20 protein-coding genes, 2 tRNA genes and 1 pseudogene are annotated in these 22,578 nt (G+C 74.3%); 4 read left to right on the top strand and 19 right to left on the bottom strand.

Going from position 1 to position 22,578, the window contains the following annotated elements; translation table 11 throughout:
• Positions 1–2: 2 nt before the first annotated feature.
• The 5 genes from AB0N63_RS35310 to AB0N63_RS35290 form a co-directional block, all read right to left on the bottom strand.
• The gene (locus AB0N63_RS35310) at positions 3–1,652 is read right to left on the bottom strand and encodes a HAMP domain-containing sensor histidine kinase (RefSeq protein ID WP_365535969.1); all 1,650 of its coding nucleotides are present in this window, start codon (positions 1,650–1,652) and stop codon (positions 3–5) included.
• Complete coding sequence (locus AB0N63_RS35305) at positions 1,649–2,389, bottom strand: response regulator transcription factor (RefSeq protein WP_365535966.1); 741 nt, start codon at positions 2,387–2,389, stop codon at positions 1,649–1,651. Before AB0N63_RS35305 ends, AB0N63_RS35310 begins: the two co-directional genes overlap by 4 nt.
• 274 nt (positions 2,390–2,663) lie before the next feature.
• Positions 2,664–3,548 (bottom strand): DUF2797 domain-containing protein, encoded by an 885-nt coding sequence (locus tag AB0N63_RS35300; protein ID WP_365535963.1) that lies wholly within the window; start codon positions 3,546–3,548, stop codon positions 2,664–2,666.
• A 117-nt stretch (positions 3,549–3,665) separates the two neighbouring features.
• A tRNA-Arg gene (locus AB0N63_RS35295) sits at positions 3,666–3,738 on the bottom strand.
• 304 nt (positions 3,739–4,042) lie between these two features.
• Positions 4,043–4,133: transfer RNA gene (locus tag AB0N63_RS35290), tRNA-Ser, on the bottom strand.
• A gap of 172 nt (positions 4,134–4,305) precedes the next feature.
• Here AB0N63_RS35290 and AB0N63_RS35285 point away from each other — a divergent pair.
• Together AB0N63_RS35285 and AB0N63_RS35280 are read left to right on the top strand one after the other, a co-directional pair.
• The gene (locus AB0N63_RS35285) at positions 4,306–4,851 is read left to right on the top strand and encodes an SSI family serine proteinase inhibitor (RefSeq protein ID WP_365535961.1); all 546 of its coding nucleotides are present in this window, start codon (positions 4,306–4,308) and stop codon (positions 4,849–4,851) included.
• A gap of 307 nt (positions 4,852–5,158) precedes the next feature.
• Positions 5,159–9,901 (top strand): PAS domain-containing protein, encoded by a 4,743-nt coding sequence (locus AB0N63_RS35280; protein WP_365535958.1) that lies wholly within the window; start codon positions 5,159–5,161, stop codon positions 9,899–9,901.
• Positions 9,902–9,984: 83 nt separating this feature from the next.
• Here the strand turns inward: AB0N63_RS35280 and AB0N63_RS35275 are convergent, their stop codons facing one another.
• Positions 9,985–10,563, bottom strand: coding sequence for a TetR family transcriptional regulator (locus tag AB0N63_RS35275; RefSeq protein WP_365535956.1), 579 nt, complete (start codon positions 10,561–10,563; stop codon positions 9,985–9,987).
• A 132-nt stretch (positions 10,564–10,695) separates the two neighbouring features.
• On the opposite strand from AB0N63_RS35275, the gene AB0N63_RS35270 reads away from it, so the two are divergent.
• Entirely contained in the window at positions 10,696–11,934 is a 1,239-nt protein-coding gene (locus AB0N63_RS35270; RefSeq protein ID WP_365535955.1) for an MFS transporter, read from the top strand.
• Positions 11,935–12,039: 105 nt separating this feature from the next.
• On the opposite strand, the gene AB0N63_RS35265 is transcribed toward AB0N63_RS35270, so the two are convergent.
• From AB0N63_RS35265 to AB0N63_RS35255, 3 genes are all read right to left on the bottom strand, one after another.
• Entirely contained in the window at positions 12,040–13,695 is a 1,656-nt protein-coding gene (locus AB0N63_RS35265) for a long-chain fatty acid--CoA ligase (protein ID WP_365535953.1), read from the bottom strand.
• 246 nt (positions 13,696–13,941) lie between these two features.
• On the bottom strand, positions 13,942–14,499 hold the full coding sequence (locus tag AB0N63_RS35260; RefSeq protein ID WP_365535951.1) for a SigE family RNA polymerase sigma factor: 558 nt from the start codon (positions 14,497–14,499) through the stop codon (positions 13,942–13,944).
• A 461-nt stretch (positions 14,500–14,960) separates the two neighbouring features.
• Positions 14,961–15,272 (bottom strand): hypothetical protein, encoded by a 312-nt coding sequence (locus AB0N63_RS35255; protein WP_365535949.1) that lies wholly within the window; start codon positions 15,270–15,272, stop codon positions 14,961–14,963.
• 409 nt (positions 15,273–15,681) lie between these two features.
• On the opposite strand from AB0N63_RS35255, the gene AB0N63_RS35250 reads away from it, so the two are divergent.
• Positions 15,682–16,557 carry a bifunctional DNA primase/polymerase gene (locus AB0N63_RS35250; RefSeq protein ID WP_365535946.1) on the top strand — a complete coding sequence of 292 codons (876 nt, stop codon included), beginning with the start codon at positions 15,682–15,684 and terminating at the stop codon, positions 16,555–16,557.
• A gap of 264 nt (positions 16,558–16,821) precedes the next feature.
• On the opposite strand, the gene AB0N63_RS35245 is transcribed toward AB0N63_RS35250, so the two are convergent.
• From AB0N63_RS35245 to AB0N63_RS35200, 10 genes and pseudogenes are all read right to left on the bottom strand, one after another.
• Entirely contained in the window at positions 16,822–18,000 is a 1,179-nt protein-coding gene (locus AB0N63_RS35245; protein ID WP_365535943.1) for a tyrosine-type recombinase/integrase, read from the bottom strand.
• Positions 18,000–18,212, bottom strand: coding sequence for an excisionase family DNA-binding protein (locus AB0N63_RS35240; protein ID WP_365535940.1), 213 nt, complete (start codon positions 18,210–18,212; stop codon positions 18,000–18,002). Before AB0N63_RS35240 ends, AB0N63_RS35245 begins: the two co-directional genes overlap by 1 nt.
• Positions 18,205–19,599 carry a replication initiator protein RepSA gene (gene repSA / locus AB0N63_RS35235; protein ID WP_365535937.1) on the bottom strand — a complete coding sequence of 465 codons (1,395 nt, stop codon included), beginning with the start codon at positions 19,597–19,599 and terminating at the stop codon, positions 18,205–18,207. The genes AB0N63_RS35240 and repSA overlap by 8 nt, the downstream gene beginning before the upstream one ends.
• Complete coding sequence (locus tag AB0N63_RS35230) at positions 19,596–20,651, bottom strand: DNA cytosine methyltransferase (protein ID WP_365535934.1); 1,056 nt, start codon at positions 20,649–20,651, stop codon at positions 19,596–19,598. The genes repSA and AB0N63_RS35230 overlap by 4 nt, the downstream gene beginning before the upstream one ends.
• Positions 20,652–20,656: 5 nt before the next feature.
• A complete protein-coding gene (locus AB0N63_RS35225) occupies positions 20,657–20,839 on the bottom strand; it encodes a hypothetical protein (RefSeq protein ID WP_365535932.1) in 183 nt (60 codons plus the stop codon).
• Between the two features lie 90 nt (positions 20,840–20,929).
• A complete protein-coding gene (locus AB0N63_RS35220; RefSeq protein ID WP_365535929.1) occupies positions 20,930–21,166 on the bottom strand; it encodes a hypothetical protein in 237 nt (78 codons plus the stop codon).
• 18 nt (positions 21,167–21,184) lie between these two features.
• Positions 21,185–21,733, bottom strand: coding sequence for a GGDEF domain-containing protein (locus AB0N63_RS35215; RefSeq protein ID WP_365535926.1), 549 nt, complete (start codon positions 21,731–21,733; stop codon positions 21,185–21,187).
• 5 nt (positions 21,734–21,738) lie between these two features.
• Positions 21,739–22,050, bottom strand: coding sequence for a SpdD protein (locus AB0N63_RS35210; protein WP_365535924.1), 312 nt, complete (start codon positions 22,048–22,050; stop codon positions 21,739–21,741).
• 15 nt (positions 22,051–22,065) lie between these two features.
• A complete protein-coding gene (locus AB0N63_RS35205; RefSeq protein ID WP_365535922.1) occupies positions 22,066–22,251 on the bottom strand; it encodes a mobile element transfer protein in 186 nt (61 codons plus the stop codon).
• A 19-nt stretch (positions 22,252–22,270) separates the two neighbouring features.
• Positions 22,271–22,578, bottom strand: a pseudogene (locus tag AB0N63_RS35200) (SpdA protein); the annotation flags it as partial.

Raw genomic sequence — 22,578 nt, 5'->3', positions numbered from 1 at the left:
TCTCAACTGCCCTGTCGCACCGGTGTGGTGACACTGTGGCGTGCCTGTGAGCGGGGCGGTGGATGAGGTGGGGAGTGGTTCTGCGCATGGCCGTTCGCGAGGGCCTTCGTGTGAGCGTTCGGTTCTCGGCGGAGGGCGGGCAGGTGGACCGTGAAGACGGTCCGGCCGGGCGCGCTGTCGACGGTGACGGCGCCGTCGTGCGCGGTCGCCACGGACCGCACGATGGCCAGGCCGAGACCGGTGGAGCCGGTGGCGCGGGAGCGCGCCGAGTCCCCCCGGGCGAACCGTTCGAACACGTGCGGCAGCAGCTCGGCCGGGATGCCCGGCCCGTCGTCCTGGACGTCCACGCACAGCCACGGCCCGGCACGCCGCACACGCGCGGTGACGGTCGTCCCGGGCGGGGTGTGGGTGCGGGCGTTGGCAAGCAGGTTGACGAGCACCTGCTGGAGCCGGGCCGCGTCGGCCGAGACGAGGGCGGGTTCGTCGGGCAGGTCCAGCCGCCAGTCGTGGTCCCGGCCGGCGGCCCGCGCGTCGCTGACGGTGTCGACGACGAGCGGGACGAGGTCGATGTGCCCGAACCGCAGCGGCCGGCCGGCGTCCAGCCGGGCGAGCAGCAGCAGATCCTCCACGAGCAGCGTCATCCGCCCGGCCTCGGACTCGATGCGGCCGAGCGCGTGCCGGGTGTCCGGGCCGACCTCCTCACGGCCGCGCCGGGTCAGCTCGGCGTAGCCGCGGATGGAGGCGAGCGGGGTGCGCAGCTCGTGGCCGGCGTCCGCGACGAACTGCCGTACCCGGGTCTCGCTCTGCTGCCGGGCGTGCAGCGCGCCGTGGATGTGGTCGAGCATGCGGTTGAGCGCGGCCCCGACCTGGCCGACCTCGGTGTGCGGGTCGGTCTCCGGCTCCGGGACGCGCTCGCTGAGGTTCACCTCGCCGGTGTGCAGGGGAAGTTCGGAGACGCGGGTGGCGGTGGCGGCGACGCGGCGCAGCGGGCGCAGGGCGACCGTGACGATGGCGGCGCCGGCCAGCAGGGCGGCGACGAGGCCGGCGGTGGTGACGCTGATCTCGACCAGGATCAGGGTGGTGACGGTGTTCTCGACGTCGGAGGTGGGGACGGCCACGTAGTAGGCGCCGTTGGGGCCGGACACGTACTGGACGCGGTAGCCGCCGAGGCCGGGGACGTCCACCGTGTGCTTGCGGTAGTCGCGCGGGACCGCGTCGAGCACACCGAGCTGGGTGCCGGTGAGCGGCTTGGCGTCCATCTGCGGGACGTTGTTGTCGTCGTTGACCTTGGTGCCGACCTGGGCGTCGGTGACGGTCCCGTCGTCGACCTTCGCGACGATCGTCTTCTCGGGCTGCGGGCCGTGCGTGACGAACTCGTCCAGCTTGACGCTCCTGCCCTGCCGCCGGGGCGCCGGGCCTCCGCCCGTGAGGGCGTCCGGCGGCCGGGGACCGCCCGCCGCGCGCATCGCGACCTCCGTGAGCCGGCCGTCGAGCTGTTCGTAGAGGTGGGAGCGCAGGGCGAGCGTCGTCACGGTGCCGATCACCGAGCAGACCACGGCGATCAGCACCACGGACGCGACGACGAGCCGCGTCCGCAGCGTTCGCGGCTCGGGAGCCCGCCGCCGCGTACGCGACCCTCGCCGCCCGCTCATGAGACCGCGGGCTTGATCAGGTAGCCGGCGCCGCGCCGGGTGTGGATCATCGGCTGCCGCCCGGCGTCGATCTTGCGCCGCAGGTAGGAGATGTACAGCTCGACGACGTTGGCCTGCCCGCCGAAGTCGTACGACCACACGCGGTCCAGGATCTGCGCCTTGCTGAGCACGCGCCGCGGGTTGCGCATGAGGAAGCGGAGCAGTTCGAACTCGGTGGCGGTGAGGTGGATGTCCTGCCCGCCGCGCGAGACCTCGTGGCTGTCCTCGTCCAGGGTGAGGTCGCCGACGACCAGCACGGACTCCGAGCGCCGGTCGGCGGCGCCGGCGCGCCGGATCAGCCCGCGCAGCCGGGCGACGACCTCCTCCAGGCTGAACGGCTTGGTGACGTAGTCGTCCCCGCCCGCCGTGAGCCCGGCGATCCGGTCCTCCACCGCGTCCTTGGCGGTCAGGAACAGCACGGGCACGTCGGGCAGCTCGCGGCGCAGCCGGCCCAGGACGGCGAGGCCGTCCATGTCGGGCAGCATCATGTCGAGGACGACGGCGTCGGGCCGGAACTCGCGCGCGGTCTGCACGGCGCCCTGCCCGTCCCCCGCGCTGCGGATCTGCCAGCCCTCGTAGCGCAGGGCCATGGACAGCAGTTCGGTGATCGACAGCTCGTCGTCCACCACAAGCACCCGGACGGGGCTCCCGTCCGGCCTCAGCAGTTCGGTGCGCCCCTGGGGCGAGGTCGTGGTCATGGCGGACACCTTGTCGGCGCCCTCTGAGAACACGCTTGCACGAATCTGTGATTTCCCTGAGAAACGCACAGGCGCCTCTCAGGGAACACCTGGGAAACGGCGGTCCGGTGACGGTCCGTACGACGGCCGAAGCGACGTCGCCCCGCGCACCACGCCTGTGCCGGACCATCGCGCCGCCCCACGCACTGTGCCCCTGCCGCGCCCTGGCCCTGCGGAACCGCGGCCCGTCGCCGACACCCTGACGGCCCCCGGCCGCCCTCTCCCGGGGCCGGCCTCAGAACAACCCGTCCTGCACTTCCCGCACGGACTCGAACTCCCGTACCGGCAGGGTGAGTCCGTCACCTTCCGCGTCCCACGGACCGAGCCCCCACCCGGTCATGAGCCGGGTGTCGAGCACGACGACCCCGCCCCCGTCGCCCACCGCGAGGTGCAGATCGGGCCCGGCGGCGGCGACCAGCTCCCCGCTCACGCCTCCGCCCGCGACCAGCTCGCCCACCGCGCCGACGGGAGCGGGCAGCCCCGCGAGACCGAACACGTCCAGATGGTCGACGGGCCGGAACGGCGCCCGCTCCAGCGACTCCGGCCAGCCGGGCAGAGTGGTCGCCCGCCCGTGCAGTTCCCGGATCTCGGCGGCCCGTTCCGCCGCGCCCGCCGGCAGGGCGGGCCGGACGGCGCGCTTCAGGGCGTAGGGAATCCGGTCGGGCACGCCGAGCGCGGCGCGCAACAGTTCTTCCGTCCGCCGGGCGGCCATCAGCGGACCGGCGCCGAGCCAGCTGAAGCAGACGGCGCCCTGTTCGAGCAGCCGCGCCGGACCCCGTTCGACCGCGGTGATCCCCACCTTGGCCATCCCGGGCCCGAACCACGCGAGATACACGCGGTACGGCCGCGGGTCGTCCGCCATCGTGTCGGCGGCCACCGAGTGCGCCCGGTCCAGCCGCGCGCACTCCTCACACCGCGCCCCGGTACTCCGCCCCGGCACCGAAGCCCCTACGGGACACGCGTGCCCCCGGGCCCCCACGCACGCCCGGGGACCCCCTTCGGCGACCCGGAAGGCCACGCGCTTGCCCCACGGCAGCGCACTGGTCCGTCCGTCCCGCCACACCAGCACGGGCCCGTCCACGGACCACCGCAGCCCCGAGCACTTCCACACCTGCGCCATCATCCCGACCCTACGAGCCCCCACTGACAACGCCGGGCCCTCGCGTCGCGGTCGGACACCGCCACAGTCCGCAGAAACGCCAGAGGCCCCGGATCTCTCCGGGGCCTCTGTCCTGTGTGCACTCGGCAGGATTCGAACCTGCAACCTTCTGATCCGTAGTCAGATGCTCTATCCGTTAAGCTACGAGTGCTTGTTCTGTTTTCCATCTCCGCCCCCGGTCCTTTCGGCCCGCTCGCGGCGACAGGAAGAACATTACATGACTGCCGCCGTCATGTGAAATCCATTCCCTCCACCCGACCTGACCTGCGCAAACGTCGTTCGGGGGTGGGGTGCGCGCCGAGGGTCGGGGAGCGGGTCCCGGGGCGTCGGGTGGCGAAAAGTGACGGGGGCCACGCGGCACCGGAGCACGGGCGGGGAGAGAGCGGCGCCGGGTACGCGATCGGCGGGAAACGCCGAAGCCCCGGTCCTGGGACCGGGGCTTCGGGGATCTTGCGCGGAGGCGGAGGGATTTGAACCCTCGATGGGCTTTAAGGCCCAAACCGCATTAGCAGTGCGGCGCCATAGACCGGACTAGGCGACGCCTCCAGCACAACCGCTCACGCAAGCGCGCGATCGGTGCGTGCAGATGATGACACAGACTTGCGGGGTGCCACCAATCGCCACCCACGGTACTAGGCGGTCGGGTCCCAGGGCAAAGCCTCGTCCCGCTGTGTCGGCCCCGGCGCAACCTCCGGCGCTGTGCCGCGTTGGTCCGGACATGGTGCAGGTCAGCTCTTCTTCGTCGTCCGGTTCTTCTTCGCCGTCCCCTTCTGCGTCCACCGCCTCGTCCGCCTCCTCCACGCCCTCCGTCTCCCCGGTGCGGCTCCTGGTCCGGGCCGTCGTCTCCGCCGGGGCGTGCGCCGCGCTCACCGCGCTGTTCGCCGGGGCGGCCGCCGCCGGGGCCGGGGCGCCGCCGCCCCTCCGGGACGAGGACCGGGCCGGCGATCACCTCACCGTCACCGTCCGGGACGCGGGCGACGGCCGGGACGGGACGTACGAGTTGTCCTGCCATCCCGCGTACGGCAGCCATCCCGATGCGCGGGGCGCGTGCACGGCGCTCGACCGCAACACGCGCTGGGGACGTGACACCTTCGCGCCCGTGCCCGACGGCACCGTCTGCACCCTCCAGTACGGCGGTCCGGCCACCGCCCGCGTCACCGGTGTCTGGGCCGGGCGTCCCGTCGACGCCCTCTACACCCGCGGCAACGGCTGCGAGATCGCCCGCTGGAGGCGGCTGGTGCCCCTCCTGCCCGACCTCGGGTGATCCGTCGCGCCCGGACCTCGGTGCTCCGCCTCGCCAGGGCTCCGGTGCCCCCCGCCCTCCGGCTCCGGTGGTGCCCGTCCTCCGGCTCCGGTGGTGCCCGTCCTCCGGTACCGACGGCCCGCGGAGGGCGCCCCGCGCGAGGGCGGGCCGACGCGGGCCGACTGTCACCTCGTCGTGCGACCTGCCTCTCATCCGCCGTCGCGAGCGCAACCCCAGCGCTTAGACTCCTTCGCGTGACACGCTGCGGGCCGGTTGGCAAGATGGCCCCCGCGGTCGGCAAGGTGCGGTGACAGGGAGGAAGCGTCTCGTGAGCAGCAGGCCATCCCGAGGCGCTGCTCGCCTCGCTGCCATACTCGACGCGCTGCCCGACGCCTTGGTGCTGGTCAACGCCAACGGCACGGTCGTCAACGCCAACACCATCGCCCTGGAGGCCTTCGAGACCCCGGGAACCGCGCTGGTGGGACGCGGGCTGCTCGATCTGCTGCCGCAGTTCGACTCCAAGCTCATCCCCGGCTCCATGCGCCGCCCCGACCACATCGACCCGCGCGCCCGCACCAAGCCGACCCGGATGATCGCCCGGCGCACCGACGGCACCGAGTTCCCGGTCGAGGTCACGAGCGCGAATCTGCAGAACGGCCAGCAGGCGTACGACACCTCCGGCTACACCGGCGACGAGCTGCTCATGCTGGTCGTGCGCGATCTGTCCGGCACCGTCGACACCGAGGCGGAACTGGCCCGTTCGCAGCGGCAGACCGAGATGATCCTGCGGGCCGCCTCCGAGGGCGTCGTGGGCACCGACACCGACGGGCGGATCGTCCTCGTCAACCCCGCCGCCGCCCAGATCCTCGGCTACCGCGCCGGCGAACTCGGCGGCCGCGAGCTGCACACGCTCGTCCTGCACTCCCGCGCCGACGGCTCCCCGTTCCCGTACGAGGAGTCGCCGCTCGCCGACACGCTGCGCTCCGGGCGCAAGCACCGGGTGCGCGGCCAAGTGCTGTGGTCCAAGGCCGGCGACAAGGTGCCCGTCGACCTGACCACCGCGCCGGTCCGCGACGGCGACCAGCTCGTCGGCGCCGTGATGACCTTCGCCGACCGCCGCCCCTACGACGCCCTCACCGAGGAGAAGGCCGCCGCCGAGAAGCGGCACGAGGAGGAGCTGGAGCGGCTCGCCGAGGAGCACGGCTCCGAACTCACCGCCCTGCGCCAGCGGCACGTCGCCGAGATCGATGAGCTCACCGAGCGGCACGAGGAGGAACTCGCCGCGAACGAGGAGCGGTACGCCGCGCTCGGCGAGCGCGAGAAGGACCGCTACGAGGCCCTCGCCGCCCGCCACGACCAGTTGCTGACCCTGCTCGGCGGCTCCCTGCGCGGCCCGCTGGACGAGCTGCGCCGCGAACTGGCCGCCCTCGCCGCCGACGACGCCGGCCAGCTGTGGCCCGAGGCCAACCAGGTGCTGCACCACCTGTCCGCCGGCTACTCGCGGATCACCACCCTCATCGACAACGTCCTCGGCTACCAGCGCCTCGACGTCGGCAGCGAGGAGATCACCCGTACGAAGGTGATGCTCGACGCGGTCGTCGCCGCCGGCGTGGACGGGGCCGTCGAGCTCGTCGGGCCCGGCCGGGTGCAGTTCGCCGTGCACGCCCCGCCCATCGAGGCGGAGGTGGACCCGCAGCGCCTGGCCACCGCCCTCGCCCATCTCGTCGCGGACGTCGCGGGCGTGGACGCCACCGGCAACTCGCCCGTCTCCGCGGGCGGTTACATGGACAACACCGTCGTGGTCGCGGCGGCCCAGCGCGGCAACGTCGTCCGGATCGAGGTCCGCGGCCCGTACGCCGGCGGCGACCCGGTGCACGAGCCGATCGTGCGCGGCATCGTCCGCGCGCACGGCGGCGTGCTCCAGACGGTCGAGGTGCCGGGGATGAGCGGCAGCGCGTACGTCCTCGAGGTGCCCATCGGCGACGGGGCGGGGGCCGTGGCCGCCGGTCACGTCCCGGAGTACGCCCAGCAGGCGGCGGACGCCGACCCGGCCGCGCGTCCTGCGGAGGGCGTCGGCGCCGAGGTCGCGCTGCCCGCGCAGGCCACGGCCGGCGGCCGGCGGCGGGCCCGGCGCAGCTCCACGGACGCGTTCCTGGACGCCGACGACGTCGAGGGCGAGACCCCGGCGGACGGCGACGCCCGGTCCGCCCCGACCGGGCGACGCCGGCGGCGTGCCGCCGACTCGCCCGGACCCGCCCCCGCCGTGCCCGGTCCCGTTCGCGCGCAGATTCCGGCGCAGGGCGCGGGCGAGGGCGCGGCTCAGGGCGGCGAGGCGTCCGGCGGTACGGGCCGTCGGCGGGGGCGGCCCGCCGAGATCGCCGGGCCCGTCGGACCCGCGGGAACCGCAGGGGTCGGCGACGGTGCCGGCGTCTCCGAGGGAGCCGTGGTCACGGCCGCCGAGCACGCGGCCGGTGCGGCGGCGGCCGGTTCCGGGCTGGGGGGCACGGTGCCGCCGCAGGGCGTGCCCGCGCCCACCGGACGGCGCGCCCGGCGCGAGATCGGTGAGCCCCAGTCGTCCCAGCCCCACGCACTGCCCCCGGCGCTTCCGGCGGCCGACCAGGCCGGCGCCGGGGTCCCCGCGGACTTCGCCGCCGAGGGCGCTACCGGCCCCGGTGACTCCGCTGGCCCCAACGGCTCCGGTGCGCAGCCGACCGGGCGACGGCGGCGTGCCCTGGCGGCGGCGAACGAGCGCGCCGCCGCGCAGGAGGCCGCCCCGCGCACGGTCTTCGCCCTGCCGCCCGCCGACGCGGACCGGCCGGAGCCCGAGGCCGCGCCTTCGGCGCGGGTTCCCGCCCAGGGCGCGGGTCCCGGTGCCGCCCCCGTGGCGGGGCGGCACGACGCCGTACCGCTCGACCAGGCCGACGACGACCGCACCCCGCCGCAGCCGCACCCGACCACCGCGCCCACCGGGCGACGGCGCCGCGCGGTGACCCCGCCGCAGCCTCCGGCGGCCGCGGGGGCGGACGCGATGCCCGTGCCGGGTGCGCCCGCGCGGGAGACGGCCGTCGGGCAAGGTGTCGCGATGCCCGGCGCACCGGGGGTGCCCGGTATGACCGGCGTGCCCGTCGGTCCCAGCGTTCCCCTGCAGGGCGGCCCGGCGGCCGGTGGTCAGGTGCGGGGCGGCCCCGTACCCGCTGCTGCCGTGCCGGGCGGTGCGGTGCCGGGTGGCCCTGCCGTCGCGCCCGGCGCGCCGGTGGCCGTGGCTTCGCAGGACGTACCCCAGGCCGCTCCTCGGACCGTTCCTCCGGTCGGTCCCGGTCAGCCGGGTGCCGGACCGCAGGTCGCGGGTGTGACGCCGCCGCCCGGTCAGGGCGCCGCCGCGGCCGTGCCCGCCCCCGGGACGCCCGTCGCGCAGCCGCCCGCCGTTCCCGGGCAGGGTGCCTCCGGTGGACCGCTCCCGGCCGAGTCGCCCGGCACCCCGCCCCAGGGCCTACCCGCCGCGCCTCCCGCGCAGCCGGTCCCGGCCCCCGGCGCCCCCGCTACCCCGCAGTGGCCCGCCGGTGCCGACGGCACCCAGGGCGCCGGCGTGCCCGTGCCTCCGGTGCCGGCCGCCGCCCCCGTGCCGCCGAGCGCCCCCGGCGCTCCCCTGCCCCCGGCCCAGTCTCCGGCCGCCGCTGCCCCCGGTGCCCCGGCACCCGGCGTCCCGGCCGCCACCACGCCCACCACCGGCACCCCGCTCCCGCCCGAGCAGACCACCGCCCCGGCGACCGGCCAGACGCCCGCCGCCCCGGCGACCGGCCAGACGCCCGCCGCCCCGGCGGCGCCCGCCGGCGGCACCCCCCGTGCGGCGCAGCCCCTGCCCGCCGAGGCCGCCGCACCGGTCGACCCCGACTCCACCCAGGGCCGGGCGATCAGCGTGCGGACGCTCGGTCAGGGCGTGCCCTTCAGCCGTCAGGCCGCGCAGGTGCAGCAGCAGACGACCCCGCCCCCGCACGCGCCCGGCGGTTCCGGTCGCCGCCGCAAGCTGGGGACCCCGCCCGACCCCGCGGCCGGCCGCGGCGAGCAGCGGCCGGAGCAGGCCGGCCGCCCGAACCCCCCGGCGGCCGAACCGGCACCCGCCCCGCCCGTGTCCCCGGCCGCGCCGTCCCCGCAGGCGCAGTCGCCGCAACCCCCGTCGTCGTCCCTGCCCGGACAGCCCCGCCTCGCGCCGGGCACCGAGGGCGCCGGACGGTCGTACGCCATAGGCGCCCCGGACGAGAACGCCGCCGAGGGGCCCGAACCGCTGGACGGTCCCGGCGGCGCCGTGGAGATCGCGGACACGCCGCGTCCGCAGCCGATGGACGACGAGCTGCCGCCCGAGCCGCTGGACAACCCGCGCCGGCTGCTGGTGTGGCCGGCCCCCGACGTCACCACGCAGCAGGCGCTCAGCGACCGCGGCTACCGGCCCGTCATCGTGCACTCGCGGGAGGAGGTGGACGCGCAGATCGCGGCCTTCCCCGCCGCGCTGTTCGTCGACCCGCTGACCGGGCCGATCACCCGGACCGCGTTGCAGTCGCTGCGCCAGGCCGCGGTCGCCGCGGAGGTTCCCGTGCTGGTCACGGCCGGTCTCGGGCAGGCGACGCGCGAGGCGGCGTACGGCGCCGATCCGGCCGTGCTGCTGAAGGCGCTCGCGCCGCGCGACAGCGAGCAGCACCCGCCGCGGGTCCTGCTGGTGGAGGAGCACGCGGAGATCGCGCTGGCCCTCACCGCGACGCTGGAGCGGCGCGGCATGCAGGTGGCGCGGGCCGCGAGCGACAACGACGCGGTGACGCTGGCGGGGCAGTTCCGGCCCAACCTGGTGGTGATGGACCTGATGCAGGTGCACCGCCGACAGGCCGGGATCCTGGACTGGCTGCGCGCGAACGGCCGGCTCAACCGCACCCCGCTCGTGGTCTACACGGCCGCCGTGGACCCCGCCGAACTGCCCCGGCTGGCCTCCGGCGAGACGGTGCTGTTCCTCGCGGAGCGGTCCACCAGCGCCGAGGTGCAGACGCGGATCGTGGACCTGCTGGCCCGCATCGGCACCAACTGACGGCTCCCGTACTGGCACGGGCACGGCTCCCGGTACCGGCTCACGGCCGGGCCGACCGGCCCGCTTCGCCGCGCGTCCGCGGGCTACTTCGCCACGAGTCTGCGGGCCGCCTCCTTGACGGACGCCCGCAGCCGGTCCTGGTCGGTGTCGGCGGCGCCGACCAGGATGCGCTGGATCTGGGGCACGACGGCGGTCCAGTCGGCCAGCGCCATCAGCAGGAACATCAGGTCCCGCGCGGGGATGGCGTCGCTGAGCACGCCCCGGTCCTGGCCGTCCTGGACGGCGGCGACCTTGCGGGCGTAGTGGTCCTGGCGCTCGGTCTCGTCCGGCAGTTCGGCGGCGCCGTACTCGATGCCCTCCCAGAACAGCAGGCGCAGGAACTCCGGGTGGGCCGCGTGGTAGTCCAGCAGCCGGTCGATCCAGCCCTCGATGTCGTCCGGGTCGACCGGCACGGCCGCCGCGAGGTCCACCATCGAGCGGCTCAGCACCTGGGAGAACAGCTGGTCCTTGTTGCCGAAGTAGGCGTAGATCAGCTGCTTGTTGGCCTTGGCCTGGGCGGCGATGCGGTCGATGCGGGCGCCCGCGACGCCGTGCCGGGCGAACTCGGCGACCGCCGCCTCGTAGATCCGGGCCTTGGTGGCCTCGGGGTCCCTCGCTGCCATGGGGACAGAGTACGCCGTCGGCCAACCAACTATTTGGTTGACGGGGAATCCCCCGCCGTCGCAGACTGTTCACCATTCCAACCAACCAGTTGGTTGTGAAACCCGTACGTACGCATCGGAGGCCCACAGCCCATGCCGTCGTCACCCGTCCCCACCACCACGGCGTCCGCGACCGCGTCCACGACCGCGCCCCCGCCCACCACCGCCGGGACCGGCCCCCGCCGGAGCCTTCGCCCCAACGCCTTCCTGGCCCTCATCGCCCTGTGCACGGCCGTCACCGCCGGGAACATCTACCTCGCGGCCCCCATGCTCCCCCTCATCGCCCGGGACTTCGGCTCGGTGCCGTCCGCCGTGGCCTGGATCGCCTCGGTGGCGCAGTTCGGGTACGCGGCCGGGCTGCTGTTCTTCGCGCCGCTCGGCGACCGGGTGAACCGGCGTCCGCTGGTGGCCGGGCTGTCCCTGGCGACGACGGCGGCGCTCGTCGCGGCCGCGCTGGCACCCGGCGCCGCGGCCCTCGCGGCGGCGGTGTTCGTCGCCTCCGCCGCGACCGTGGTGCCTCAGCTGCTCGTCCCGATGGTCGCCGAACGCGCCCCCGCCGACCGCCGCGCCCGGCATGTGGCCGCGGTGATAGCGGGCCTGTTCACGGGCATCGTCGCCGCCCGGGTGCTCGGCGGGCTGGCCGGGCAGGCGTTCGGCTGGCGCTGGGTGTTCGTGGGCGCGGCCGTGCTGACCCTCGCGCTCGGGCTCGCGACCGCGTTCGCCCTGCCGTCGGAGAGCCGCCGCGGCGCCGGTCCGCTGCTGTCCGGCGTCGCCGCGCTGCCGGGGCTCGTCCGCCGCTCGCCCGACCTGTGGCGCGCGTGCCTGCGGCAGGCGGGCATGTTCGGCGCCTGGAGCGCGCTGTGGACCTCGCTCGCGCTGCTGCTGACGGGCCGGCCGTACGGCCTGACCACGGCGACCGCAGGTCTCTTCGGCCTGTTCGGGCTTGCCGCGAGCGCGGTGGCCCCGCTGGCCGGGGGGCTGGTCGACCGGTTCGGCGCGACCAGGGTCGTACGGTCGGCGTACGTCCTGGCCGCCGCGTCCGTGCCGCTGTTCTGGCTGGGCGGGCGGATGATGGCGGCGCTGTTCGTGGCCGCCGTGGCGATCCACGCGGCCCTGGTGGCGTCCCACGTCGCCAACCAGACCCTGGCCCTGACGACCACCGCCACCCCGGCGACCGCCAACACCGCCTACGTCGTCTCCGGCTTCGCGGGCGCCGCACTCGCGTCCTCGGCGGCCGCCCCGGCCTTCGCCCACTGGGGCTGGTCCGGGGTGTGCGCGGTGGCGGCGGTGTGGCTGGTGCTGGGGTGGACGACGACGGCCGTACGACGGTGAGGTGCCCGGGGGGAGGCGGCGAGGGCGGTGGGCGGCGTACGGCCGCCGCCGCCCACCGCCCGGGAACCCGCTGCTCGCGAACCCGGCGCCCGCGGGTCCGCCGCCTCAGAACCGGGTGACGTCCAGCTCGCCCGCCGCGTACTGCCTGCGCAGCACCTTCTTGTCGAACTTGCCGACGCTGGTCTTCGGCACCGACGCGATGATCGTCCAACGCTCCGGGAGCTGCCACTTGGCGATCCCGCCCTCGACGGCGAGGAAGTCGCGCAGCGTCTCGAAGCCGACGCCGGCGCCCTCCCTGAGGACGACGGTGGCCAGTGGGCGCTCGCCCCACCTGTCGTCCGGGACGGCGACGACGGCGGCCTCGGCGACGTCCGGGTGGGACATCAGGGCGTTCTCCAGATCGACCGAGGAGATCCACTCGCCGCCGGACTTGATGACGTCCTTGGCGCGGTCGGTGAGGGTGAGGAAGCCCTCCGGGCTGATGGTGCCGACGTCGCCCGTCTTCAGCCAGCCGTCCTCGCTGAACTTGTCGGCGGGACGCAGCGGTTCGGCGTCGGGGCCGTTGTAGTAGGCGCCGGCGATCCACGGGCCGCGCACCTCCAGCTCGCCGGCGGACTCGCCGTCCCAGGGGAGGCGTTCGCCGCCGGGGCCGGTCAGGCGGGCCTCGACGCCGGCCGGGAAGCGGCCCTGGGTGAGGCGGTAGCCGAACTCCTCGTCGGTGCCGACCGCGTGGGCCGGCGGGCGGGCCACCGTGCCGAGCGGGGAGGTCTCCGTCATGCCCCAGGCGTGGCACACCCGCATGCCGAGCTTGTCGAACGCCTGCATGAGGGAGGGCGGACAGGCGGAGCCGCCGATGGTGACCTGGGTGAGGGAGGAGACGTCGCGCGGGCGGGCGGTCAGCTCGGCGAGCAGGCCCTGCCAGATGGTGGGGACGGCGGCGGCGTGGGTCGGCCGCTCGCGCTCGATCATCTCGGCGAGCGGGGCGGGCTGGAGGAACCGGTCCGGCATCAGCATGTTGACGCCGGTCATGAAGGTGGCGTGCGGCAGCCCCCACGCGTTCACATGGAACTGCGGGACCACGACCAGCGAGGTGTCCTGGTCGGTCAGGCCCATGGACTGCGTCATGTTGACCTGCATGGAGTGCAGGTAGATCGAACGGTGGCTGTAGACGACGCCCTTGGGGTCGCCGGTGGTGCCGGAGGTGTAGCACATGGCGGCGGCCTGGCGTTCGTCCAGCTCGGGCCAGTCGTACGTGGTCGGCCGGTCCGCGATCAGGTCCTCGTACTCGTGCACGCGCGCGTGGGCGCCGTCGAGCGGGGCGCGGTCGCCGGGGCCGGAGACGACGATGTGCTCGACCGTCGTCAGCTGCGGCAGCAGCGGGGCGAGCAGGGGGATCAGGGAGCCGTTGACGATGATCACGCGGTCGGCGGCGTGGTTGACGATCCAGGTCAGCTGCTCGGCGGGCAGGCGCAGGTTGAGCGTGTGCAGCACCGCGCCCATGGCGGGGACGGCGAAGTACGCCTCGACATGCTCGGCGTTGTTCCACATCAGGGTCGCGACCCGGTCGTCGCCCCGGACGCCGAGTTCGTCGCGCAGGGCGTTCGCGAGCTGCACCGCGCGGGCGCCCGCCTCCGCGAAGCTGCGCCGCTGCGGCTCCCCCTCGCCGGTCCAGGTGATGATCTGGGACCGTCCGTGCACCCGTACCCCGTGCAGGAGGATGCGGGTCACGGTCAGCGGTACGTCCTGCATGGTGCTCAGCACGGCGGCGTCCTCCCGAGGCGGCGTTGCCTACGCGGTGGTAGGGGGCTGCGCCGATTCTGCGCACATACCAAGCGGTATGTCACTAGGCCCGGGGGAACGGGCGACGCAATATTGCCCACATCGGGGTCGGACATCGATGTCCGGGCGGGGGACGCGGGAGCCGGGGCCGGGGCGCGCGGAGCCGTGGCCGGGCGGACCGGGAGCCGGAGCCGGGGCTGTAGCCGAGTCCGGGGCCGTAGCCGTGGCTCAGCGGGCGACTGCCAGCTCCGGGTCCTCGCGCAGCTTGCCGAGGGCCCGTGACACCGCCGACTTCACCGTGCCCACGGACACCCCGAGCACCTCGGCCGTCTGCACTTCGGAGAGGTCCTCGTAGTACCTGAGGACGACCATCGCCCGCTGCCGGTTGGGCAGCTTGGCGATCGCCCGCCACATGGCGTCGCGCAGCGCCTGCTGCTCGGCGGGGTCGGCCGTGCCGGCCACCTGCTCCGGTTCGGGCAGCTCGTCGCAGGCGAACTCGTCGACCTTGCGCTTGCGCCACTGGGAGGTGCGCGTGTTCAGCAGCGCGCGGCGGACGTAGCCGTCGAGGGCGCGGTGGTCCTCGATCCGCTCCCACGCGACGTACGTCTTGGTGAGCGCGGTCTGCAGCAGGTCCTCCGCGTCGGCCGGGTTCGCGGTCAACGACCGTGCGGCGCGCAGCAGCACCGGCTGGCGGGCCCGCATGTACGAGGCGAACGACGGATACGCCGGGTCGGGCGTCGCCGGCAGGGCGGCGGTCGACGCACTGGCGCAGACGGGTGTGGTCATGGCTTCCACGCTAGGAGCGGCGTCCCGGCGGCGGATCGCCCGCAGGTCCCGAAGCGTCGTCCCCCTCAGGTTGTAGGGGTGGGGCTGTCCGCACCTCCTGAAGGTGGACGAGGGCGAGCCGGGTACTGCGGGTTCCCCCCTGGATGACGGCCGGTGCCACCCCGGCCCGGCACCGCCGCGCCCCCCGCCCGCTGCCGCCGTACGCACCCCTGCCGCACACCCGCGCGCACGCGCCCTGTCTCACGCCCCCGCCCGCTCGCCTGCCCCGCACTCCTCCCGCGCGCCCGCCGTACGGCTGTCGCACGCGCGCCGGCCCGGCACCCCCCCTCGTACGCACGCCTGCGCGGCGGCGCCGAGGCACCGCCGCGCAGGCTGTGTCACATCCCCACGAGCACGTCCCGGGGTGTCCCCGGGGTGTCAGGGCCGGTGCTTCCCCACGAAGCGCACCGGCCCGCCCCGGCTCACCACAGAGGGGTGAAGTGGACGGCGAGGTTCCTGTTGCCCTGCTGGACGCCGGTGAAGGCGGAGCCGTCGACCTGGGCGCTGTTGCTCTGGTTGGAGGCGCCGGCGCCGACCGCCTGCTGCTGCGCGGTGGAGGAGTTGCCGGCGTTGTCGCGGCCGACGCCGCTGCCGGCGACGCTCGCGGCGCCCGCGTTCGATCCGTTGCCCGCGAAGGCGCCGTTGTCCGCCGCCGCGACGCCGGTGAAGAGGGCGGCGGCGAGTGGGAGCGCGGTGACGGCGGCGAGAACGCGGACGGTACGGAGGCTTGCCATGGTGCTCCTTCAGTGAGAGGTGCTGAAGTTCGGCTGTCACCAGGGAGGTCGGCCGACCGCCCCGGCGCTCTGTGCGACGTCGCGGAACCAGACTTGCCCACCGGCCCCCGGTGTACCACCCCGGAGATCCCGATTCCCACGCAAGCGTGAGGACGGGTCGATAAACCCCTTTCACGACGTTTCGTCTCCTCGGAACCGGCGCGAGTTCCCTGCGCAGGGACCGGGACCACCCTTCCGTCACACGGCCCCCGCAACGGCCGAAACGTCCCTGCACAGATCCCCGGAAACCACCGGACACCACCCGCCGACCGCCTGGAACTCCTGCTGGATCCGTCCACGACACCGCGTTCCCGGGCGTGCCGGCTCACCCCCTCTTCCCTTTTTCGAACGCACGTACGACCATGAATCCATGGCCCTCCTTGACCGGCAGGCCACGACGCCGGCCCTCGCGCACGCCCTGTCAGCCGCCGAACGCGGCCTGGCCGTGATCCCCCTGTCCCGGACGAAGCTCCCGGCCCTGCGCTCCCCCCACCGCGACGACCCCGGCCCCGGCCGCCCGCCCTGCCACGGCGAGTGCGGCCGCTTCGGCCACGGCGTCCACGACGCCTCGGCCGACCCGGCGCGCGTGCGCGCGCTGTTCGCCGCCGCGCCCCGCGCCACCGGCTACGGCATCGCCTGCGGGCTGCCGCCGTACCACTTGATCGGCGTCGACCTGGACACCAAGGCCGGCACGGACGCCGTGGCCGCGCTGCGCGGCCTCGCCCGGCGGCACCTGTTCACCGTCCCCGCCACCGTGGTCGTCCTGACCCCGAGCGGGGGCCGCCACCTGTGGCTGAGCGGGCCCGCGGACGTGGCCGTCCCGAACTCCGCGAGCCGGCTGGCGCCCGGCATCGACATCCGGGGGGCGGGCGGCTACCTGGTCGGCCCCGGTTCGCGCACCGAGCGCGGCGTCTACGCCGTCGCCCCGGGCACCGGCCGTCTGCCGCCCGCCCCCTGCCCGCCGGCCCTGCTGCGCCTCCTCCTGCCCCCGCCGCACGCCCCCGGCCACCGCGCGCACCCGCAGGGTGACCGCTCGGGCGAGAGCCTGGTGCGGTTCGTCCTCGCGGCCCACGAGGGCCAGCGCAACGCCCGCCTGTTCTGGGCCGCCTGCCGCGCCTACGAGACGGGCATCGGCCCCGCCCTCACCATCCCGCTCACCGCCGCGGCCACCACCACCGGCCTCACCGAACGAGAAGCCCGGGCGACCATCGCCTCAGCCGCCCGCCGAACGGACCGGCACCCGTAAGAACCCCGGCGCCCTCAAGCGCGACCACCCGCGCCCGCGGCGACCTGGTCAAGGTCCTGCACGCCGACGACCAGCTCACTCAGGGCGCCCCGAGCCCCGGCCGCCCGCAGCGAGGGGGGACAAGGAGAGTCCCCGACCGATCCTGCCGGTCAGGGACTCTCAAGCACCGCGGTGGGTGTGGGATTTGAACCCACGGTGACATCACTGCCACGACGGTTTTCAAGACCTTTCCACGGTGACGACCGATGGCCGCTTCATCGCAGGTCAGGCGGGTGCAAGCACCCCGGCGGGGCCGTCTTCGCCGTCATCGTGCCCCTTACGTGCCCCAGGGACGTCATCGTGCCCGCTGAACCACGCATCGGAGGCTTCGGCCACCTGATCATCACGACCGGCGACCGGCCGGGCGTAGTGCCGAGTCGTCACGCTCGCGTTCGAGTGGCCCAGGCGGTGCGCGGCGGTCATCACGCCGTACCGGTCGGCAACCCAAGTGCCGTGGGACGCCCGCAGGTCGTGTGGAGTCACGTCCATTAGGCCGGCCGCCGAGACCGCCGGGTCAAAGTACGCCTTGCGCCACTGGTTGTAGCGAAGCGGCTTGCCCGCGGGAGTCGTGAACAACAGGGCGTCGTCTCCACCGGCCAACACGTCGAGGTAGGCCCCGAGCCGCTTCGCCAGTGAGGGTGCCAGCCGCAGAAGCCGCTTTTGATGAGACTTGGGGGTGTCGAAGACGAGGGCGCCATTCGCTTCGGCCAGGTTCTCATCAACCAGGAGGAAGCAGCCGGCCAAGTCGACGTCCGAACGCCGCAGCGCGAACGCTTCACCAACCCGCAGACCCGCGAAGGCGAGCAGGGCGATCAGCAGGTCATGCGGCTTCTCGGCATGGTGCACGATGCGCGAGGCTTCCAGCGGGGTGACGATGTGCGGCTCAGTCTGCGGCATACGGGGAAGCCGCACACCACGGCACGGAGTCTGCCCGATCAGGTCATTGTCGACTGCCGACGCCATGATCTGAGACAGCACCCGGTACGCCTGGCGGATGCGCGAGGCGCTGAGTCCTTCGGTCCGCATCGCTGCGACCCACTCAGTGACGGTGATGGGCCACAAGCTCGACAGCTCCCGGTCACCAAGCACCGGATTGATCCGCGAGTTGATCAGCGAGCGGTACGACGCCTGTGTCTTGTGCTTCAGCTGCGGAGCGACGGCAGCCAGCCAGCGAGCGGCCCAGGCGCGTACGGTCGTCTGTCCATCCGCCGGATCGAGCCAACGCCCCTCTTCGATCTCGATGCGCTTTTTGGCCAGCCACCGGTCAGCGTCCGTCGAGGTAGCGAACGTCCGGTCAGCCGGTCGCAGGATGCCGTCAGGTCCCGGATAGCGAGCTTGGAACCGGCCGGACGGCAGCTTGCGGACCCGTCCGAAGGCACGACGAGACTTGCGCTTACGGGGCATCAGGCGACCCTCCGCAGCCCGGCGCGACGAACGGCCACCGGCTGAACCGTGTGCTCGGCGATGTACTGATCAACGGCGCTCTCCGGGATGCGGACGTGCCGCCCGGCCTTGACGTACGTGATCCGCCGTTCCTCGATCAGACGCCGTGGAAAGCGGACGGTGGTGCCGAGGATCTCGGCGACCTGATCAACACTGAGGTACCGCTCATTCATGGTCGTCCCCTCCCTGGTGACGCGGATCTGCTAGTTCTTCGCGGGCGGTTTCGCGGTTGTGCTGGATCTCTCTGCGGGTGTTGGCGGCGAGCCAGGATTCGCCGGGGGTGTGGCCGTGGCCGGCGTAGACCCAGTGGGCGAGGGTGAGGGTGGTTGCTTCCTCGTCGTCCGGGTCGGGCAGGCCGAGGGCTTGGCGTTGCTGTGCGGCGCGGTAGTCGGCGCGGGTCTGGCGCAGGGCGCCGAGGGTGGTGGAGTAGCGGCGGGACTTGGTGGAGAAGTGGCCGCGGAAGCCGAGCATGTGCGCCCAGTCCCGTAGCTTCCGGTCCGGGTAGAGCGGGTGAAGGTCTAGGCACGCGGTGATGAGCCGGGCCGGGTGGTCGGGGACGCCGAGGAGTTCGAGGGCCTCTTTGTTGCCGATGCGCCGGTCTACGGTGCCGGTGGTCTCGGCGGCTTTGGTGGCGTACTTGGCGACGTAGGAGGCCACGGCCTGTTCGGTGATCTCCGAGCCGTCGCCGAAGGCCCGGATCGGGCGTACGTCGAGCTGGGTCCCCCAGCGCAGCGTGCGGGCCGGTTGCTCGCCGGCCGGGGGCACGTCGACGGCGACGCGGGCGGCAGCGGCGTGGATGGAGTCGGTGAGCAGGTCGAGGGTGGCCCAGGCCGGCGGCGGGCTGTCGGGTCCGTCAGGGCCGTCGAAGCGGATCACGGCGTGGAAGTGGACGGCGCCGCGCTTTTGGTACTCGGCGACCTTGCCGAAGGAGACTCGCGACTGTTCGCGGGCGGCTTTCTGGGTGAGGCCGGCGCGCTTGGCGATCTCGCGGCGCAGGTAGATCGTGAAGTAGCGCCACAGGTCGGAGGCGTGGTTGTTCCACAGCACCGCCCCCGCGTAGTCGTACTTCTCCGGATCGAGCGGAGTCCCCAGCTCGGGCGCGTCCTCGGGGTGGCGGGTGCCGCAGCGGCAGGGCCGGTTGCCGGGCCGGTTGTGGACCGGGCCGAACGACGGGGCGGTGAGCGTGGCGAAGACCCGCGGGTGATCCCGGATCGTGTCGGGGGTGCCTTTGGCCGGGTCGCCGACGAGGCCGGCGCGGATGAGGTGGTAGGTGTCGCCGGCGTAGGTCCAGGCGCAGGCGGGGCAGCGGGAGGCCCGCCGGTTGCCGCACGCGAGACGCAGAACGCCGCCGGGTTCGGTGTCGGTGGAGTAGGAGTGCAGGACGTGGCCGGTCACGGCGTCGCGGGTGACGGTGGAACCGTGGAGGCGGATCGGGTCGGTGCAGCCACCGGTGCGGCGGATCTGCTCTTGGATGCGGTCGAAGCCGTCAGACCCGGCCAGCCTCAGCACATCGGCGAGGGTGGCCGGGTCCAGGCCCGCCAGGGTGGCGGCATCGGTCACGCGGCCACCTCCAGCGCGGCCGGGACGACGGTGCGCAGGACGGCGGTGGCCAGGGGCGGGGGGACGGCGTTGCCGATCTGCTGGAACTGCTTGGTGCGCGAGCCGGCCCACGGGTAGCCGGCGGGGAAGCCCTGAAGAACGGCGGCTTCCTCGACAGCCAGGCGCCGGACCGGGGCGCCGTCGGAGTCGATCCAGGAGACGTCGTTGAGGGCTTTGCCGAACAGCAGGGTCGGGGCGGGTTGGTCGAGGCGGCGCCGGGTCGCGGAGGGCCGGTTGCCGACCTTGAGCATCCAGGAGCGGGCGCGGCCGGTGACCGCCCACGAGGGGCCGGTGGTGGGGAAGGTGCTGCCGCCGGTGGTGTGGTTCCCGCGGGTGACGACCAGGGCGGGCGGGCAGCCCAGGACATCGTCCATGGTCCGCCAGGGCGGGAGCCCGGCGCCGAACAGGTCGGTGGGGGTGCCGCCGTCGGCGTGGGTGGGTTCGGGCGGGAGGGCCGGGCGGGTGCGGGAGGCGATCAGGAAGGCGCGGCGGCGGGTCTGGGCCAGGCCGAAGTCCGCCGCGTTGAGGACGCCGGTCCAGGTCGAGTAGCCGACGCCGGCCAGGAGGCGGGCGGTGTGCTCGAACAGGGGCAGGACCGCGGGGACTTCCTCCAGGGCGATCCAGTCGGGTCGCAGGTCCAAGGCGTATCGGAGGGGTTCCACGACGAGCAGGGACCGCGTGTCGGTGCAGGCAGCGCGCAGTTCACCGCGGGTGTCGCGTCCGTGGGCGAGGTCGTCCAAGGCCTGGTGGCACAGGGGCAGGTCGGTATTCCCGGCGCGCAGGCCAGCGGCGCTGAACGTCTGGCAGGGCGGGGACCCGATCAGCCCGGACACCTTCCCCCGCAACGGCGCGGTGGGGTGCTCGGCGACATCGGCTCGGATCGTTGCGTGCCCGGCGGTCGTGCGGGTGGCGCAGACGGCGGGGTCCGTCTCAATGCCGATATCGGTCAGGCCGAGGGCGTGAAGGCCCTGGGACCAGCCGCCGGGGCCGGCGAAGAGGTCGAGGGTAGACAAGGCGATCACCGTCCGGCGTGAGCGAGGCCGGCGGCGGAGACCGCGTGGCCGGTGCCCTTGCAGGCCGGGCAGACGACGCGGAGGGTGGCGCGGGTGCCGTCGCGGTGGAGGGCGCCGGTGGTGATGGCGACGGCGGCGAAGCCGTCGCAGTCGCGGCAGACGCGCGCGGTCTTGGCGTGCTGGGGCATGATGGGGCTTCCCTTTCGGGTCCGTTGGATCTGATGAGGGGTCCAGGCACCGGGGCGGCGGTCTTTGGCGAGAGAGCCGCCCCGGGGCCGTCAGCGTCGGCGGTTGCGGCGCGGGGGGTTGATCGGGGGCAGGGCGTCGTACGCCTCCTGGCCCTGCTGGAACGAGGCGGTGTCGGCGTCGCTGCGGGCGGTGTCGGAGAACTCGCGGCCGATGCGGCGCATGGTCTTGCGGTCGCCGTGGCGGCGGGCGATGGCGAACTCGCGGCCCAGTTCGGCCATCTGCGGGTTCGCGGGCTCGGAGTTCGTTTTGCGGCTGAAGATGCCCATGGATCGTTCCTCTCGCGGTCAGTGGTGGGTGTTGCGTCGGCCGTGGCCCTTGGCCTGGTACATCGCCGCGTCGGCGGCGGACAGGGCGTCGGTCAGGGCGGGGACGGGCAGGTCGCTGCGGTGGCAGCAGCCGACCGAGGCCGAGACGGGAAGCAGACCGCCGGCGTGCGGCACGGGCCGGGCCAGCGCGATGCGCAGGGCGTCCGGGCCGGGGGTGCGGGCGGGGTCGGTGACGATGGCGGCGAACTCGTCCCCGCCGAGGCGGGCGGCGATGCCGTGGCGTCCGCACCAGTGGGTCAGGCGGCGGGCGGTGGCGGTCAGGACGGCGTCCCCGGCGGCGTGGCCGTGGGTGTCGTTGACGGCCTTGAAGTCGTCGAGGTCGACGAGGACGACCAGCGCGGCCGGGTGCCGGTTCAGGAGGTGTTCGGCGCGGGTGGTCCATCCGGCGCGGGTGTGCAGGCCCGTCAGGGGGTCGCGGCGGGCGGTGGCCAGTCGGCGCAGGAGCATCCCGCCGTGCACGGCCCAGCCCAGGGCCGGTAAGCCCGCCGCGATCATGTGCGTGTCCATCCTGGTCACCGCCCCCGGTTCTGGTCTTTGATCAGGAGGCGGATCACGACGGCGACCACGGCGACCGAGACGCCGGTGATCGCGACCGCGAGGAGCAGGGAGACCAGGACCGCTCCGACGACCAGGACCACGGCGGTGCCGCCGCCGACGAGGGCGAGCGCGGTACCGGGCGTGAGCTGGACGGTGGGCCGGTTCGTGGCCGGGGACACCGGAACCGGGAGCGAGGTGGGGACCGGGGCCGGGGCGTGGTCGGTCGTGGAGGCCGGGACCGGAACGGCGGGCGCGGTGTCCTGGGGCGGGTACTTCGGGGTGAACACGGGATCGTCCTCCTGTCAGGCGGTGCAGTGGTGTGTGCGAGCGGCCAGTTCAGCGGCGGAGCGGTCGCGGTGGTCGGTGGAGAAGCCGCAGCCGGGCGCGGTGCAGGCGGCGGTGTGCCGGGTCTGGCCACGGCCGTTGTTGTAGGTGCCGACCTCGACCGGGCCGATGCGGATCACGTGGTAGAAGCGGTTCGGACGCACGACGGGACTCCGTTTCTGATCAGGCGAGTTGGAGTTGAGCGGCGATGGCTTCGCAGGTGGGAGCGGGCAGCCCGAGCCGCGCGGTCAGCGCGTCGGCGGTGATCTGCTCGCCCGTGCTGCGGCGGTGCGCATCGGCGATCGAGCGGGCGTGATCGAGCAGCGCCGGCGGGACCGCCGGGGTGCCGGCGGGCGGCTTGGACGGCGCCGCAGTCAGCTCCGCCGCCGGGACGGAAGCCGGGGCCGGGGCCGCCGGTTCGGAGGTGTCGGTGCGGTGCATCTCGACTTCCGGCGCCGGTTCCTCGCCTTCCTCGTCCCTCTCCAGTTCGG

This window comes from Streptomyces sp. NPDC093260 (genome assembly GCF_040683715.1).
Taxonomy (GTDB): domain Bacteria; phylum Actinomycetota; class Actinomycetes; order Streptomycetales; family Streptomycetaceae; genus Streptomyces; species Streptomyces sennicomposti.
Note: the sequence above shows the minus strand (reverse complement) of the source record. Positions and strands in the feature narration are given on the sequence as shown.

Coding starts and splice junctions, on each gene's coding strand:
- AB0N63_RS35215 (WP_365535926.1), bottom strand. CDS start 21,733: ATGGACACGCACATGATCGCGGCGGGCTTACCGGCCCTGGGCTGGGCC.
- AB0N63_RS35250 (WP_365535946.1), top strand. CDS start 15,682: ATGGCCCTCCTTGACCGGCAGGCCACGACGCCGGCCCTCGCGCACGCC.
- AB0N63_RS35270 (WP_365535955.1), top strand. CDS start 10,696: ATGCCGTCGTCACCCGTCCCCACCACCACGGCGTCCGCGACCGCGTCC.
- AB0N63_RS35275 (WP_365535956.1), bottom strand. CDS start 10,563: ATGGCAGCGAGGGACCCCGAGGCCACCAAGGCCCGGATCTACGAGGCG.
- AB0N63_RS35240 (WP_365535940.1), bottom strand. CDS start 18,212: ATGAATGAGCGGTACCTCAGTGTTGATCAGGTCGCCGAGATCCTCGGC.
- AB0N63_RS35245 (WP_365535943.1), bottom strand. CDS start 18,000: ATGCCCCGTAAGCGCAAGTCTCGTCGTGCCTTCGGACGGGTCCGCAAG.
- AB0N63_RS35260 (WP_365535951.1), bottom strand. CDS start 14,499: ATGACCACACCCGTCTGCGCCAGTGCGTCGACCGCCGCCCTGCCGGCG.
- AB0N63_RS35255 (WP_365535949.1), bottom strand. CDS start 15,272: ATGGCAAGCCTCCGTACCGTCCGCGTTCTCGCCGCCGTCACCGCGCTC.
- AB0N63_RS35300 (WP_365535963.1), bottom strand. CDS start 3,548: ATGGCGCAGGTGTGGAAGTGCTCGGGGCTGCGGTGGTCCGTGGACGGG.
- AB0N63_RS35285 (WP_365535961.1), top strand. CDS start 4,306: ATGGTGCAGGTCAGCTCTTCTTCGTCGTCCGGTTCTTCTTCGCCGTCC.
- AB0N63_RS35310 (WP_365535969.1), bottom strand. CDS start 1,652: ATGAGCGGGCGGCGAGGGTCGCGTACGCGGCGGCGGGCTCCCGAGCCG.
- AB0N63_RS35225 (WP_365535932.1), bottom strand. CDS start 20,839: ATGCCCCAGCACGCCAAGACCGCGCGCGTCTGCCGCGACTGCGACGGC.
- AB0N63_RS35305 (WP_365535966.1), bottom strand. CDS start 2,389: ATGACCACGACCTCGCCCCAGGGGCGCACCGAACTGCTGAGGCCGGAC.
- AB0N63_RS35220 (WP_365535929.1), bottom strand. CDS start 21,166: ATGGGCATCTTCAGCCGCAAAACGAACTCCGAGCCCGCGAACCCGCAG.